We start from the raw sequence: 13365 nt of genomic DNA on the forward strand, positions 1-13365 counted from the left end.
GAGGCCCACGATGAACAGCAAGTACTACGTTCCGGTCGGTTCCGCGGCCACCGGACCGTTCGACCTCGAGGTCACCCCCGAGTCGGCGGGCTGGACGGAATCGACCCTGCGGGTGCTCACCCTGGCACCCGGCGGGTCGGCCGAACTCACCACCGGCGACGACGAGATCATCGTCGTACCGCTGGCCGGGTCGGCATCGGTGTCGAGTGAGGGCACCGAGTTCACGCTCACCGGGCGGCGGTCCGTGTTCGACGGGCCGAGCGACTTCGCCTATGTGGGACGGGACTCCGCCTACACGGTGGCGAGCGCGACCGGTGGACGTTTCGCACTGTGCGGCGCCCGCGCCCGGCAGAAGTTCCCGTTCCGCTACGTCCCCGCCGCGGACGTGTCCGTCGAACTGCGCGGAGCCGGCAACTGCAGCCGGCAGGTGCACAACTTCGGCACCGCCGACCGGTTCGAGGCCGACTCGGTCATCGCATGTGAGGTCATCACACCCGGCGGCAACTGGTCGTCGTACCCGAGCCACAAGCACGACGAGAACAGCGACGTCGAGTCCCAGCTCGAGGAGATCTACTACTTCGAGATCGCCGAAGCCGGTGACACCGCAGTGGATTTCGGCGGCACCGGATTCGGCTACCATCGGGTGTACGGCACTCCTGAGCGACCCATCGAGGTGCTCGAGGAAGTGCGGTCCGGCGACGTGGTCCTCGTTCCGCACGGCTACCACGGACCGTCGATCGCCGCCCCCGGGCATCACATGTACTACCTGAACGTGATGGCCGGGCCGGGCGAAGACCGTTCCTGGAACATCTGCGACGACCCGGCACACACCTGGCTGCGCGGCAGCTGGGAACACCAGACCGTCGATCCCCGCCTCCCCCTCCACGCACCGTCCGAAGGAGCATGACCGTGGTGTCCACCGCGCCGATGTCGGCGAGCAAGAGCCCCAACGCCGAGGGCACCGTCCACCTCACGGTGGCTCAGGCGACCATCCGATTCCTCGCCAACCAGTACGTCGAGCGGGACGGCGAACGCACCAAGTTCTTCGCCGGCTGCTTCGGCATCTTCGGCCACGGCAACGTCGCCGGACTGGGCCAGGCCCTGCTGCAGGCCGAGATCGACGCCGTCGACGCCGGCACCGAACCCGAACTGCCGTACGTCCTCGGCCGCAACGAGCAGGCGATGGTGCACAGCGCGGTCGCGTACGCGCGCCAGAAGGATCGACTGCAGACCTGGGCCGTGTCGGCCAGCGTCGGTCCCGGTTCGACCAACATGCTGACCGGTGCGGCGCTCGCCACCATCAACCGGCTGCCCGTCCTGCTGCTGCCCGCCGACACGTTCGCCACCCGCGCGAGCGCACCGGTGCTGCAGGAACTCGAACTGCCGTCCAGCGGGGACGTCACCGTCAACGACGCGTTCAAGCCGCTCTCGCGCTACTTCGACCGCGTGTGGCGGCCCGAGCAGTTGCCCTCGGCGCTGCTCGGCGCGATGCGGGTGCTTACCGACCCCGTCGAGACGGGTGCGGCCACGGTCGCCATCCCGCAGGACGTGCAGGCCGAGGCGTTCGACTGGCCCGAGTCGATGTTCGCCGAGCGGACGTGGCACGTCGCCCGGCCGCTCCCCGAGAAGTCGGTGATCGCACGGGCCGCGGACGTCATCCGATCCGCGAAGAAGCCGCTGATCGTCGCTGGCGGCGGCCTCATCTACTCCGGCGCCACCGAGGCGCTGGCCTCGTTCGCCGAGTCGACCGGCATTCCGGTCGGCCAGAGCCAGGCCGGCAAGGGTTCACTGCCGTACGATCACCCGCAGTCGGTCGGGGCGATCGGCTCGACGGGCACGACGGCGGCCAACGCACTCGCCACCGAGGCCGACGTGATCATCGGCATCGGCACCCGGTACAGCGACTTCACCACGGCGTCGCGCACCGCGTTCAACAACCCCGACGTGCGGTTCGTCAACGTCAACGTGGCGTCGATCGACTCGGTGAAGCAGGGCGGGGTCAGCGTCGTCGCGGATGCCCGCGAGGCACTCGAGGCCCTCGCCGAGGCACTGGTCGGCTACCGTGTTTCCGACGAGTACCGGTCGCGCACCGAAGAACTCGCCGCGCACTGGGAATCCACCGTCGACGCGGTCTACAAGATCGACGACGACTCGCTCGGCCTGAATCAGAACCAGGTCATCGGTCTTGCCAACACGCTGTCGGATCCGCGGGACGTGGTGGTGTGCGCCGCCGGTTCGATGCCCGGCGACCTGCACAAGCTGTGGCGCACCCGGGACTCGAAGGGCTACCACGTCGAATACGGCTTCTCCTGCATGGGCTACGAGGTCGCCGGCGGCATCGGCGCGAAGATGGCGTGCCCCGACCGCGACGTGTTCATCATGGTCGGCGACGGCTCCTACCTGATGATGGCCACCGAACTCGTCACGGCCGTGCAGGAGAACGTCAAGGTCATCGTGGTCCTCGTGCAGAATCACGGCTTCGCGTCCATCGGATCGCTGTCGGAGTCGCTCGGCTCCCAGCGTTTCGGCACCGACTACCGCTACCGTGGCGACTCCGGCCGCCTCGACGGCGACATCCTGCCCGTCGATCTGGCGGCCAACGCGGCGAGCCTCGGCGCCGACGTGATCCGTGCGAACACGGCCGCCGAGTTCACCGACGCCGTCAAGGTGGCGAAGGCGAGCGACAGGACCACCGTCATCCACGTCGAGACGGACCCGCGGATCGCCGCCCCGGACAGCGAATCCTGGTGGGACGTCCCGGTCAGCTCCACCAGCACCCTCGAGTCCACCCAGAACGCGTACGAGACGTACGCGCAGTGGAAGAAGATCCAGCGCCCCTTCCTCCGCCCCTCCGGCAATTGACCTTCCCCAGCAAAACTTTCGAAAGGATTTCCCGATGAGCGTCATCCGCGTCGGATCGGCCCCCGACTCCTGGGGGGTGTGGTTCCCGGAAGACCCGCAGCAGACCCCGTACGGCCGATTCCTCGACGAGGTGTCCGCGTCCGGTTACGAGTGGATCGAGCTGGGGCCGTACGGCTACCTGCCCACCGACCCGCAGCAGCTCCGTGACGAACTCGCGGCCCACAACCTGAAGCTGTCGGCAGGCACCGTGTTCGAGCACCTGCACCAGGACAACGCCTGGGACGCCGTGTGGACCCAGATCGAGGACGTCGCGAAACTCACTGCCGCCGTCGGCGGCAAGCACGTCGTCGTGATCCCGGAGATGTGGCGCGACCCGGGTACCGGCGAGGTGCTCGAAGACCGCAACCTCACCGCGGAGCAGTGGAAGAAGAAGACCGGCGGCATGAACGAGCTTGGCAAGAAGATGTTCGAGCAGTACGGCGTCAAGGCGCAGTACCACCCGCACGCGGACAGCCACGTCGACACCGAGGAGAACGTGTACCGCTTCCTCGACGGCACCGACAGCGAATACGTGAACCTCTGCCTCGACACCGGCCACATCAGCTACTGCGGCGGCGACAACCTCGCGATCATCGAACGCGCCCCCGAGCGGATCGGCTACCTGCACCTCAAGCAGGTCGATCCCGAGGTCCGCGCCAAGGTCGAGGCCGAAGACCTGCCGTTCGGCGAGGCCGTCAAACTCGGCGCGATGATCGAGCCCCCGCTCGGCATCCCGGACATGCCGCCGCTGCTCGCCGCGATCGAGAAGCTCGACATCGACGTGTTCGCCATCGTCGAGCAGGACCTCTACCCCTGCGCCGTCGACGTTCCCCTGCCGATCGCTCAACGCACCCGTAAGTACCTGGGCTCCTGCGGGATCCCGTCCGTCCGCTTCCAGTAACACGTCAGGAGCCACACCACCATGTCCAAGAGCAGCACCGAACTCCGCATCGCCGTCCTGGGTGTCGGAATGATGGGCGCCGACCACGTCGCGCGGATCACCGACCGCATCAAGGGTGCGACCGTCGCCGTCGTCAACGACTACTTCATCGAGAAGGCCGAGGAGATCGCGGCGGGGATCCCCGGCTGCCGCGCGGTCAACGACCCGCTCGACGCGATCGCCGACCCCGGTGTCGACGCCGTCGTCCTGGCCACCCCGGGCCCGACACACGAGAAGCAGCTCCTCGCCTGCCTCGAGCACGGCAAACCGGTGATGTGTGAGAAGCCGCTGACCACCGACGTCGCGACGTCCCTCGAGATCGTGAAGCGGGAAGCCGAGCTCGGCAAGAAGCTGATCCAGGTCGGCTTCATGCGACGCTTCGACCACGAATACGAGCAGCTGAAGTCGCTCATCGACGACGGCACGTTCGGGCAGGTGCTCCTCGCCCACTGCGTGCACCGCAATCCGGTGGTGCCCCCGGGCTTCGACAGCTCGATGATCGTCAAGGACTCCCTGGTCCACGAGGTCGACGTCACCCGATTCTTGTTCGACGAGGAGATCACCTCGGTCCAGATCCTCCGCCCCGCCGCGAACCCCGGTGCGCCCGAGGGACTTCAGGATCCGCAGATCGCGTTCTTCACCACCGAGTCCGGGCGCCACGTCGACGTCGAGGTCTTCGTGACCACCGGTGTCGCGTACGAGGTGCGCACCGAGATCGTCGCCGAGAAGGGTTCGGCGTTCATCGGTCTCGATGTCGGACTCGTCCGCAAGTACGGCACCGGCGCGGGCAACGGCCGTTCGGGCGCCGGCGCGTGGGGCGGGGAGATCACCCCGTCGTTCAAGGAACGCTTCGGGCAGGCGTACGACGCCGAGATCCAGCGCTGGGTGAACGCCGCCCGGACCGGCGCGGAGACCGGCAACTACGTCGACGGTCCCGGAGCCTGGGACGGTTACGCGGCTGCCGCGGTGTGCGCGGCCGGCGTGCAGTCGCTGGAGACCGGCGAGCGGGTTGCCGTCGACATGGTCGACCGTTCCTCCATTCCGGGGGCCTGATCACGATGAAAATTGCACTCGACCCCACCCCGTTCCACCACGACTACTCCCTGCTCGAACTGCCGGCGGTGGTTGCGGAACTCGGCTTCGAACACCTGCAACTCACCCCGCACCGCGACATGATCCCGTTCTTCAACCACCCGAAGGCGGACGACGAACTGGTCCGGCAGTTCCGCAAGTCCTGCAGCGACGCCGGTGTCGGGATCGCCTCCGTCTTGCCGGTGCTGCGGTGGTCCGGCCCGGACGAAGACGCCCGCGAGGCGGCGGTGCGGTACTGGAAGCGCGCCATCCAGATCACCGTCGACCTCGGCGTGAACGTGATGAACACCGAGTTCAGCGGTCGCCCGGAGAAGGCCGAGGAATCCGAGCGCGCCTTCTACCGGTCGATGGAGGAACTCGTCCCGATCATCGAGCGTGAAGGCATCGACGTCCGCATCGATCCGCACCCCGACGACTTCGTGGAGAACGGCCTGGACGCGATCCGGATGATCCGCGGCATCAACTCGAAGAACTTCGGACTGGTGTACGTCGCGTGCCACTCGTACCACATGGGCGCCGGGATGCTCGAGATCATGCGCGCGGCCGGCGACATGCTGCGCCTCGTGCACGTCGCGGACACGATGGATCACCATCGCTCCCACGGACTGCGATACATCACCAACCCGCCAGGCAACCCGGTGCGTGTGCACCAGCACCTCAAGATCGGCGACGGCGACCTCGACTGGGACGAATTCTTCGGCGGGCTCGGCGAACTCGGCTTCTATGACAAGCCCGACACGGTGATGGTGTCCAGCGTTTTCGCCGAGGACGAGAACGCACACGACGTCTCCCGCTACCAACTGAAGACCATGAAGGATTACATCGCGCGCACGCGGTGAAAGGACAACGCATGAGCACCAACATCACTCGCGAGATCGCACACTGGTCCGACGGCAAGAGCTTCGCCGGCACCAGTGGGAACACCGCACCCGTCACCAACCCCGCCACCGGCGCCGTCACCGGTCAGGTCGCCCTCGCCAGCGTCGAGGATTCCCGCGCGGTGATCGACGCCGCAGCCGCGGCATTCCCCGCGTGGCGGGACACCTCCCTCGCCAAGCGCACCCAGATCATCTTCAAGTTCCGGGAACTGCTCAACGAGCGTAAGGGCGAGCTCGCGGAGATCATCACCGCCGAACACGGCAAGGTCGTCTCCGACGCCCTCGGCGAGGTGTCCCGCGGTCAGGAGGTCGTCGAATTCGCGTGCGGCATCGCGCACCTGCTCAAGGGCGGCATGACCGAAAACGCCTCCACCAACGTCGACGTCGCCTCGATCCGCCAGCCCGTCGGGCCCGTCGGGATCATCTCCCCGTTCAACTTCCCCGCCATGGTCCCGATGTGGTTCTTCCCCGTCGCCATCGCCGCCGGCAACACCGTCGTCCTCAAGCCCTCGGAGAAGGACCCCACCGCCGCCATCTGGATGGCCGAACTCTGGGCCGAGGCCGGACTGCCGGCCGGGGTGTTCAACGTCCTCCAAGGGGACAAGACCGCCGTCGACGAACTGCTCACCAACCCCGCCATCAAGGCCATCTCCTTCGTCGGCTCCACCCCCATCGCCCAGTACGTGTACGCCACCGGCACCGCCCACGGCAAGCGTGTGCAGGCGTTGGGTGGCGCGAAGAACCACGCCATCGTCCTGCCCGACGCCGACCTGGATCTGGCCGCCGACGCCATGGTCAACGCCGGCTTCGGCTCCGCCGGCGAACGCTGCATGGCCATCAGTGCGCTGGTGGCGGTCGGCGACATCGCCGACGAGTTGGTCGCGAAGATCAAGGAGCGCACCGACACCCTCAAGATCGGGGACGGCACCAAAGACTCCGACATGGGACCGCTGGTGACCAAGGTGCACCGCGACAAGGTCGCCTCCTACATCGACGCCGGCGAACACGACGGCGCCACCATCGTCGTCGACGGCCGGCAGGTGCAGCCCAACGGCGGCAAGGACGGGTTCTGGCTCGGACCCACCCTGATCGACCACGTCACCACCGACATGTCCGTGTACACCGACGAAATCTTCGGACCCGTCCTGTCCGTGATCCGGGTCGACTCCTACGACGAGGCCCTGGAGTTGGTGAACTCCAGCGAGTTCGGCAACGGCACCGCCATCTTCACCAACGACGGCGGCGCCGCCCGGCGGTTCCAGAACGAGGTCGAGGTCGGCATGGTCGGCATCAACGTCCCCATCCCCGTCCCCATGGCCTACTACAGCTTCGGCGGCTGGAAGAACTCGCTGTTCGGCGACAGCCACGCCCACGGCGCCGAGGGTGTGCACTTCTTCACCCGCGGCAAGGTCGTCACCACCCGCTGGCTCGACCCCAGCCACGGCGGCCTCAACCTCGGATTCCCCCAGAACGCGTAAGTACCGATTCTCCGCGCCGGACCGTCCGCGGTCCGGCGCGGAGTTCGTTCGATCGAAAGGAACTTCATGAGCGACACCTCTCTCGCCCGCCGTCATCGGGTCGTGGTTATCGGATCGGGATTCGGCGGTCTCTTCGCCACCAAGGCCCTGAAACGGACGGACGTCGATGTCACTCTGATCGATCGCACGACGCATCACCTGTTCCAGCCGTTGCTGTACCAGGTGGCGACGGGAATCCTGTCCGAGGGCGAGATCGCACCCGCGACCCGGCTCGTCCTCGAAGACCAGCAGAACGCGTCCGTCCTCATCGGCGGAGTCGAGAGGATCGACGTCGCCGACCGGACCGTCACGTCGACGCACCGCGGCCGCACGACCGTCACCGAGTACGACAGCCTCGTCGTCTCGGCAGGCGCCCGCCAATCCTATTTCGGCAACGACCATTTTGCCGAGCACGCACCCGGGATGAAGACGATCGACGACGCCCTCGAGTTGCGTGGCCGCATTCTGGGTGCCTTCGAAAGCGCCGAGGTCAGCACCGATCCCGCCGAGCGGGCGCGGCTGCTGACGTTCGTCGTGGTCGGCGCCGGGCCCACCGGTGTCGAGATGGCGGGTGAGATCGCCCAGCTCGCGCACCGCACTCTCGCCGGCGCGTACCGCACCATCGATCCCCGTGACGCGCGCATCATCCTGCTCGACGCGGCGCCGACGGTGCTGCCGCCGTTCGACGACAAGCTGCGCCGCGCTGCCGCGGACACGCTGGGCGAACTCGGAGTCGAAATCCAACTCGGCTCGATGGTGACCGACGTCGACGACGACGGACTCACCGTCCGCGACCAGGACGGAACCGAGCGGCGAATCGAGGCGGCGTGCAAGATCTGGTCCGCAGGTGTCGCGGCCAGCCCGCTGGGCAGGCAACTCGCCGAACAGACCGGTGCCGGCACCGACCGCGCCGGACGCGTCCTCGTCGAACCCGACCTGACGCTGCCCGGCCACAGCAACGTGTTCGTCGTCGGGGACATGATGAACCGCGACGGGCTTCCCGGCGTCGCCCAGGTCGCGATCCAGGGCGGCCGCTACGCCGCGTCGCTGATCGCGGCGGAGGTGCGCGCCCACCGGAAGGGTCGGGACAAACCCGAACGCACCCCGTTCCGGTACACGGACAAGGGCAGCATGGCCATGATCTCCCGCTTCCACGCGGTCGCGAAGGTCGGCCGCCTCCAGCTGACAGGGCTGCTCGCCTGGCTGCTGTGGCTCCTGATCCACCTGGTCTACATCGTCGGATTCAAGAGCCGGCTCGCGACCGCCATGTCCTGGACCTGGTCGTTCCTGGGACGGACCCGGGGACACCTCGCCGTCACGGAACAACAAGTGGTCGCCCGGACGGCGATCAACCGGCTCGATGCCTGGGAGGATTCCCGGGCGGCACCCGAGGCGGCGACGGCCTCGGCACGGTGAGTACCGTCGCCTCCGTGCCTTTCTCCGCTCTCACCGTCGGCATCGACGTCGGTGGTACCAGTATCCGGGCCTGCGTGGTCGACGACACCGGCGAGGTGCTCGACTCCGTGCAGGCGCCCACCCCACAATCGGCGAAGGCCCTCGAGGACGCGCTCGACCGTGCCGTCCGTGAACTCGCGGGCCGCCACCCCGTGTCGGCCGTCGGGCTCGCCGTGGCCGGCTTCATCACCCCCGACCTCACCACCGTGCGGTTCGCGCCGCACCTGCCGTGGAAGAACGTTCCGGTCGCCAACGACCTCAGCGAGCGGCTCGGACTGCCGGTGGTCCTCGAACACGATGCAAACGCCGCGGCGTGGGCGGAGCACCGGTTCGGGGCCGCCGCCGGGGGTCGCAATGTGGTGATGGTCGCGATCGGCACCGGCATCGGTGCGGCCCTGCTCATCGACGGCACGCTCTATCGGGGCAGCCACGGTGTCGCTCCCGAACTGGGCCACCTGCAGGTGGTGCCGGGCGGCAGACCCTGCGCCTGCGGCAAGCGGGGGTGCTGGGAACGGTATTGCAGCGGAACCGCTCTCGTGGACACGGCCATCGAACTCCTCGCCGCCGACCCGACGAGTTCGACGATCCTCGCACGCGAGGTGGCGAGCGATCCAGGATCGCTCACCGGCCGCCGGATCGCGAGCGCCGCGCGGGACGGCGACCCGCTCGCCATCCGCACGATGGAGGAATTCGCGCGCTGGCTCGGCGTCGGGCTCGCCATGGTCGGCGACGTCTACGACCCCGATCTCGTCGTCATCGCCGGCGGTGTCAGCGGCTCGGCTCCGCTGTTCCTCGACCACGCCCGGGACGTCTACGCCACTCTCGCAACCGGTTCCGGGCATCGCCCCCTCGCCCGCATCCGCGAAACCCAACTCGGCGAATCGGCCCAGCGCATCGGGGCCGCCACCCTCGCGAGGCGTTCCGCGCCCGTGAGTGGTTGACGAGTCCCTGGAATCGTCGACCACGCACGGGCGTCAGCCCGGACCAGCGGGGTGGGCGAGGTCATAGGCACGGGAGAGCTTCTGGGGGACGACCATGCGCCAGGCGTCCACGACGAACTCCCGAGCCTCGGTCGAATCCAGTGCCGCAAGGTGCGCGTGCACCCAGTTGAAGCGTAGATCCGACTCCGACGGCATCTGGAACTTGTGCGGCTCACCCGCGACCAGCGCCGCCCGCTCCTCCTTGGGGAACGCGAAGCCCATCTCGGTCTCGTCGAGCGAGAATGCGACGTACACGATCTGCTTGACGCGGAACTTCAACCTGCCGCGCACGTAGACCTGGTATGAGCGCTCCAGGTCCGAGCCCAGGAAGCGCACATCCTCGACCGTCGCCATGGTCATGCCCTGTCGCGCAGAGCCAAGATCAACGTCCGCATCCGAACATCCTCCATGTGTTTCTCCTACGCCGGGGTGCCGTAGTACCCGCACGGGGCCACGACTGTCGGAGTATCCAGAAGTATCGACCACGGATCCACCCGAAATTCATCGGTGCATCCGGGGGCTTTGGCCGAAGACGTCGCCCCCGATGACGGTGCTCTCCGAACACTCTCTGAAACTTGTCGGTGGCCTCCAGTAGGATCGAAGATACGTTCGATACCGGGGGGTGAAGGCATGGGGCACAATATTTCCAGCGCGGCGGTACTCGACGCGACGCCGCCGGGGATCGTCGCGATCGAGAGTCTGCGAACAGGCAAAACGATGCTGGCGCAAGCTCAGTACCGACAAGTGGTGGCGGTGACCGACTTCTACGACCTCTGTTGCGAAGAAGATGAACGGCGCGGCATCAATCCGGCCCACTCCGGTTCCCACGCGGCGGTGGAGGTCTCGGTCGCACTGGGAATGAACGAACCGGTAGTGACCGCCTGGATCGATCTCGGACTCGCTCTGCGCCACCGATTGCACGGCACCCGCGCCGCATTCGCGGGCGGGCAGATCGACCTGGATCAGGCACGGGTCGTCGCGTCCATGCTCGTCGGCGTCAGCGACCCGAAGTTGAAGCAACTCGAAACCGCGATCCTCGACGGACACCTTCCCGCCGCCGACGCCCACACCCTCGCGATGCGGTTGCGGGAGATGTCGATTCACGACGTGTGCGCCGACGACCCCCGTACTCTCCCCCAGCGTCGGGTCGACGCTCTCACAGCCCTTGCCGACGGTACCGGGTACCTCCCGTGCCTGTGCGGCCGGGAACAGTGCCCGGCCCGCGTCGCCGCGGTGGGAACGCGGCGCGCACCTCTCATTCAGGTCGTGGTCAACGCCTCGACGCTGCTCGGCCTCGACGACCTTCCCGCCCATCTCGAGGGATACGGACCCATCAGTGCCGACTCCGCGAGAACGTTGGCCGCCGACGGCGTCTTCCAGTGCATCCACACCCTGGCCACCGAGGGCGACGCAGGGCACATCCTCGGGATCAGCCCTGTTCAGAAGTCTCACGGCATATCCGCGACCTACATCCGGACCGCGGCGAGCAGGTCCGAACTCACGTACGCACCGGGGACCGCTCTCGACCGCCGGATCAGAGCGCGCGACGGCAACTGCCGCTTCCCCAACTGCCAAGTCCCGGCACGACTCTGCGACATCGACCACACGACCCCATTCGACCGCGTCCATCCCGAGAACGGCGGTCTCACCGTCGAGTCCAATCTCGCGTGCCTGTGCCGGCGACACCACCGGTTGAAGACCGAGGGCTCCTGGACGGTCCGCCAGGTCGGCGCAGGGCAACTCGAGTGGACCACACCACGCGGCGAAATCATCCGAACCGAGCCCGAAGGGGCAGCAAACGAACTCACCCACACCACATCCGAGGGGTGCAGCGCTCCCGCGCCCTCCGACTGCTCACCGACCGCTCCCACGACCTGCAGGACGCCGAATACCTGAACGAACTGCGCGGGAGGCGGAGCACACACCACCACACACCGGCACCACCACCCGAAGGTGGCGGCACCGGCGTGTGAGAGAGCGTGCGCTCAGTGGGTGGCGACGGCGGCGGCGCTTACCGCTGCGGACGTGGCGGGATTGCCCGCGCCGAGGCGGTCTTCCAGCTCTTCGAGGCTGCGGCCCTTGGTTTCCGGGACGAATCGGTACACGAAGTACACCGACATCAGGTTGACGAGAACGAACAGCCCGAATGTGCCGGTGGATCCGAGAACCGAGTTGAGGATCGGGAAGACGAAGGAGATGAAGGCGTTGGTCGTCCAGAGCACGAAGACGGCGATGCCCATGGCGAATCCGCGGATGGCCATCGGGAAGATCTCCGAGAGCAGCAACCACACGCAGGTTCCGATGAAGCACTGCACGAAGGCGACGAACACCATCATCGCGGCGAGGATGATGTAGCTGCGGCCGGTGGAGGACGGCAACAGGAACACCAGCGACAGCGCGGCCTGCGAGGTAGCCACGCCGATGAAGCCGGTAAGCAGCATCTTGCGGCGATTCACGAAGCCCAGCAGCACGATTCCGAGGATCGTCATCACCACCGAGGTGACACCGACCGCGATGGTGGCCACCAGGGATGCGCTGACGCCCAGCCCGCTCTGCTCGAGGATCGTCGGCGCGTAATAGTTGACCGTGTTGATGCCCGTCGCCTGCTGCACGATGGCGAGTCCGCAGCCGATCCAGAGGATCCGGCGCATCCAGGGGTAGTCGCGCAGGTAGTGGACGGCGCCGCTGGTCTTCGACTTCCGGTCGCGGGCGGCATGGAAGCTGATGCTGGCGTACTCGTCGGCGGCCTCGGACTCGCTGCGGCTCATTTCGAGGGTCCTGCGGGTTTCGGCGAGGCGGCCCTTCGACGCGTACCAGCGCGGTGAATCCGGGAGCGCGAGCATGCCGAGCAGCAGGAGGACCGCCGGCACCGACGCGATGGCCAGCATGTATCGCCACACCGTCGGATCCTCGATGAGGTGATCGAGCAGGGCGTTGATGGAGAAGGCGAGCATCTGACCGGTGACGATCATCAGCTCGTTGATGGTGACCATCCGACCGCGCCGCTCCACGGGGGCCATCTCGGCCAGGTACAGCGGGCAGGTGACGGCGGCGGCGCCCACACCGAGACCGAGGACGATCCTGGCGAGCACCATGATCTCCACGTTGGGGGCCATCGCGCACCCGAGGGCGCCGACGAGGAACAGTCCCGCGCAGACGAGCAGCGTGCGCTTGCGGCCGAGGGCGTCGGACAGCCGGCCGCCCAGCAGCGCGCCGACGGCGGCGCCGGGGAAGAGGAGTGAACTCACGACGGTGGCCTCGCCGACCGCACTGAGGTTCAACTCGTCCTTCATGTAGAGCAGCGCACCGGAGATCACCCCGGTGTCGTAGCCGAACAGCAGGCCTCCGAGCGTGGAGATGACGGTGAGCTTGGTCAGGAAGCGTTTGTGACTGCGCTCGTTACGCGCAGCGCCGCCGCTTCCGCGTGCACTGGCAGCCGAGTGGGTTGTCGACATCAGGTGTGGCCTTTCTGGGAATGCTCACGCATCGCGACACGGAAGTTCGGTTCACGTGTGTCGATATCGCCCGGGTGCGCTCGGCTCGATGCAGCCGAGGTGGCGCACTTTCCGGGACTGAAGCGCTTCACTAACGCGCTTCAGTTG

Annotated in this window: 11 protein-coding genes; 9 read left to right on the forward strand and 2 right to left on the reverse strand. The window is 67.4% G+C overall.

Going from position 1 to position 13365, the window contains the following annotated elements; genetic code table 11:
* The first annotated feature begins 10 nt into the window (after window positions 1-10).
* The 8 genes from iolB to ROP_RS05270 all read left to right on the forward strand — a co-directional run bounded on the left by iolB (window position 11) and on the right by ROP_RS05270 (window position 9724).
* A complete protein-coding gene (iolB, locus tag ROP_RS05235; protein WP_012688299.1) occupies window positions 11-907 on the forward strand; it encodes a 5-deoxy-glucuronate isomerase in 897 nt (298 codons plus the stop codon).
* The gene (iolD, locus tag ROP_RS05240; protein WP_193384849.1) at window positions 904-2862 is read left to right on the forward strand and encodes a 3D-(3,5/4)-trihydroxycyclohexane-1,2-dione acylhydrolase (decyclizing); all 1959 of its coding nucleotides are present in this window, start codon (window positions 904-906) and stop codon (window positions 2860-2862) included. Before iolB ends, iolD begins: the two co-directional genes overlap by 4 nt.
* Before the next feature lie 34 nt (window positions 2863-2896).
* Window positions 2897-3802, forward strand: a complete 906-nt coding sequence (locus ROP_RS05245) for a sugar phosphate isomerase/epimerase family protein (RefSeq protein ID WP_012688301.1) — start codon at window positions 2897-2899, stop codon at window positions 3800-3802.
* A gap of 21 nt (window positions 3803-3823) precedes the next feature.
* Window positions 3824-4894: a Gfo/Idh/MocA family protein gene (locus ROP_RS05250; RefSeq protein WP_012688302.1), complete on the forward strand. Its 1071-nt coding sequence runs from the start codon at window positions 3824-3826 to the stop codon at window positions 4892-4894.
* Window positions 4895-4899: 5 nt separating this feature from the next.
* Window positions 4900-5772, forward strand: a complete 873-nt coding sequence (locus ROP_RS05255; protein WP_005261338.1) for a sugar phosphate isomerase/epimerase family protein — start codon at window positions 4900-4902, stop codon at window positions 5770-5772.
* An 11-nt stretch (window positions 5773-5783) separates the two neighbouring features.
* Window positions 5784-7289 carry a CoA-acylating methylmalonate-semialdehyde dehydrogenase gene (locus tag ROP_RS05260; protein ID WP_012688303.1) on the forward strand — a complete coding sequence of 502 codons (1506 nt, stop codon included), beginning with the start codon at window positions 5784-5786 and terminating at the stop codon, window positions 7287-7289.
* Between the two features lie 66 nt (window positions 7290-7355).
* Window positions 7356-8744, forward strand: coding sequence for an NAD(P)/FAD-dependent oxidoreductase (locus tag ROP_RS05265; protein ID WP_012688304.1), 1389 nt, complete (start codon window positions 7356-7358; stop codon window positions 8742-8744).
* Complete coding sequence (locus ROP_RS05270) at window positions 8741-9724, forward strand: ROK family protein (protein ID WP_012688305.1); 984 nt, start codon at window positions 8741-8743, stop codon at window positions 9722-9724. The genes ROP_RS05265 and ROP_RS05270 overlap by 4 nt, the downstream gene beginning before the upstream one ends.
* 33 nt (window positions 9725-9757) lie before the next feature.
* Here the strand turns inward: ROP_RS05270 and ROP_RS05275 are convergent, their stop codons facing one another.
* Window positions 9758-10117, reverse strand: a complete 360-nt coding sequence (locus ROP_RS05275) for an MmcQ/YjbR family DNA-binding protein (protein WP_043826267.1) — start codon at window positions 10115-10117, stop codon at window positions 9758-9760.
* A gap of 276 nt (window positions 10118-10393) precedes the next feature.
* Here ROP_RS05275 and ROP_RS40345 point away from each other — a divergent pair, with 276 nt between their 5' ends.
* A complete protein-coding gene (locus tag ROP_RS40345) occupies window positions 10394-11659 on the forward strand; it encodes an HNH endonuclease signature motif containing protein (protein WP_012688307.1) in 1266 nt (421 codons plus the stop codon).
* An 89-nt stretch (window positions 11660-11748) separates the two neighbouring features.
* On the opposite strand, the gene ROP_RS05285 is transcribed toward ROP_RS40345, so the two are convergent.
* A complete protein-coding gene (locus ROP_RS05285) occupies window positions 11749-13218 on the reverse strand; it encodes a sugar porter family MFS transporter (protein ID WP_012688308.1) in 1470 nt (489 codons plus the stop codon).
* Window positions 13219-13365: the final 147 nt, after the last annotated feature.

Origin of the sequence: Rhodococcus opacus B4 (genome assembly GCF_000010805.1) — a bacterium.
GTDB lineage: Bacteria > Actinomycetota > Actinomycetes > Mycobacteriales > Mycobacteriaceae > Rhodococcus_F > Rhodococcus_F opacus_C.

Coding starts and splice junctions, on each gene's coding strand:
- ROP_RS05255 (WP_005261338.1), top strand. CDS start 4,900: ATGAAAATTGCACTCGACCCCACCCCGTTCCACCACGACTACTCCCTG.
- ROP_RS05245 (WP_012688301.1), top strand. CDS start 2,897: ATGAGCGTCATCCGCGTCGGATCGGCCCCCGACTCCTGGGGGGTGTGG.
- ROP_RS05260 (WP_012688303.1), top strand. CDS start 5,784: ATGAGCACCAACATCACTCGCGAGATCGCACACTGGTCCGACGGCAAG.
- ROP_RS05250 (WP_012688302.1), top strand. CDS start 3,824: ATGTCCAAGAGCAGCACCGAACTCCGCATCGCCGTCCTGGGTGTCGGA.
- ROP_RS05285 (WP_012688308.1), bottom strand. CDS start 13,218: ATGTCGACAACCCACTCGGCTGCCAGTGCACGCGGAAGCGGCGGCGCT.
- iolD (WP_193384849.1), top strand. CDS start 904: ATGACCGTGGTGTCCACCGCGCCGATGTCGGCGAGCAAGAGCCCCAAC.
- ROP_RS40345 (WP_012688307.1), top strand. CDS start 10,394: ATGGGGCACAATATTTCCAGCGCGGCGGTACTCGACGCGACGCCGCCG.
- iolB (WP_012688299.1), top strand. CDS start 11: ATGAACAGCAAGTACTACGTTCCGGTCGGTTCCGCGGCCACCGGACCG.
- ROP_RS05275 (WP_043826267.1), bottom strand. CDS start 10,117: ATGGCGACGGTCGAGGATGTGCGCTTCCTGGGCTCGGACCTGGAGCGC.
- ROP_RS05265 (WP_012688304.1), top strand. CDS start 7,356: ATGAGCGACACCTCTCTCGCCCGCCGTCATCGGGTCGTGGTTATCGGA.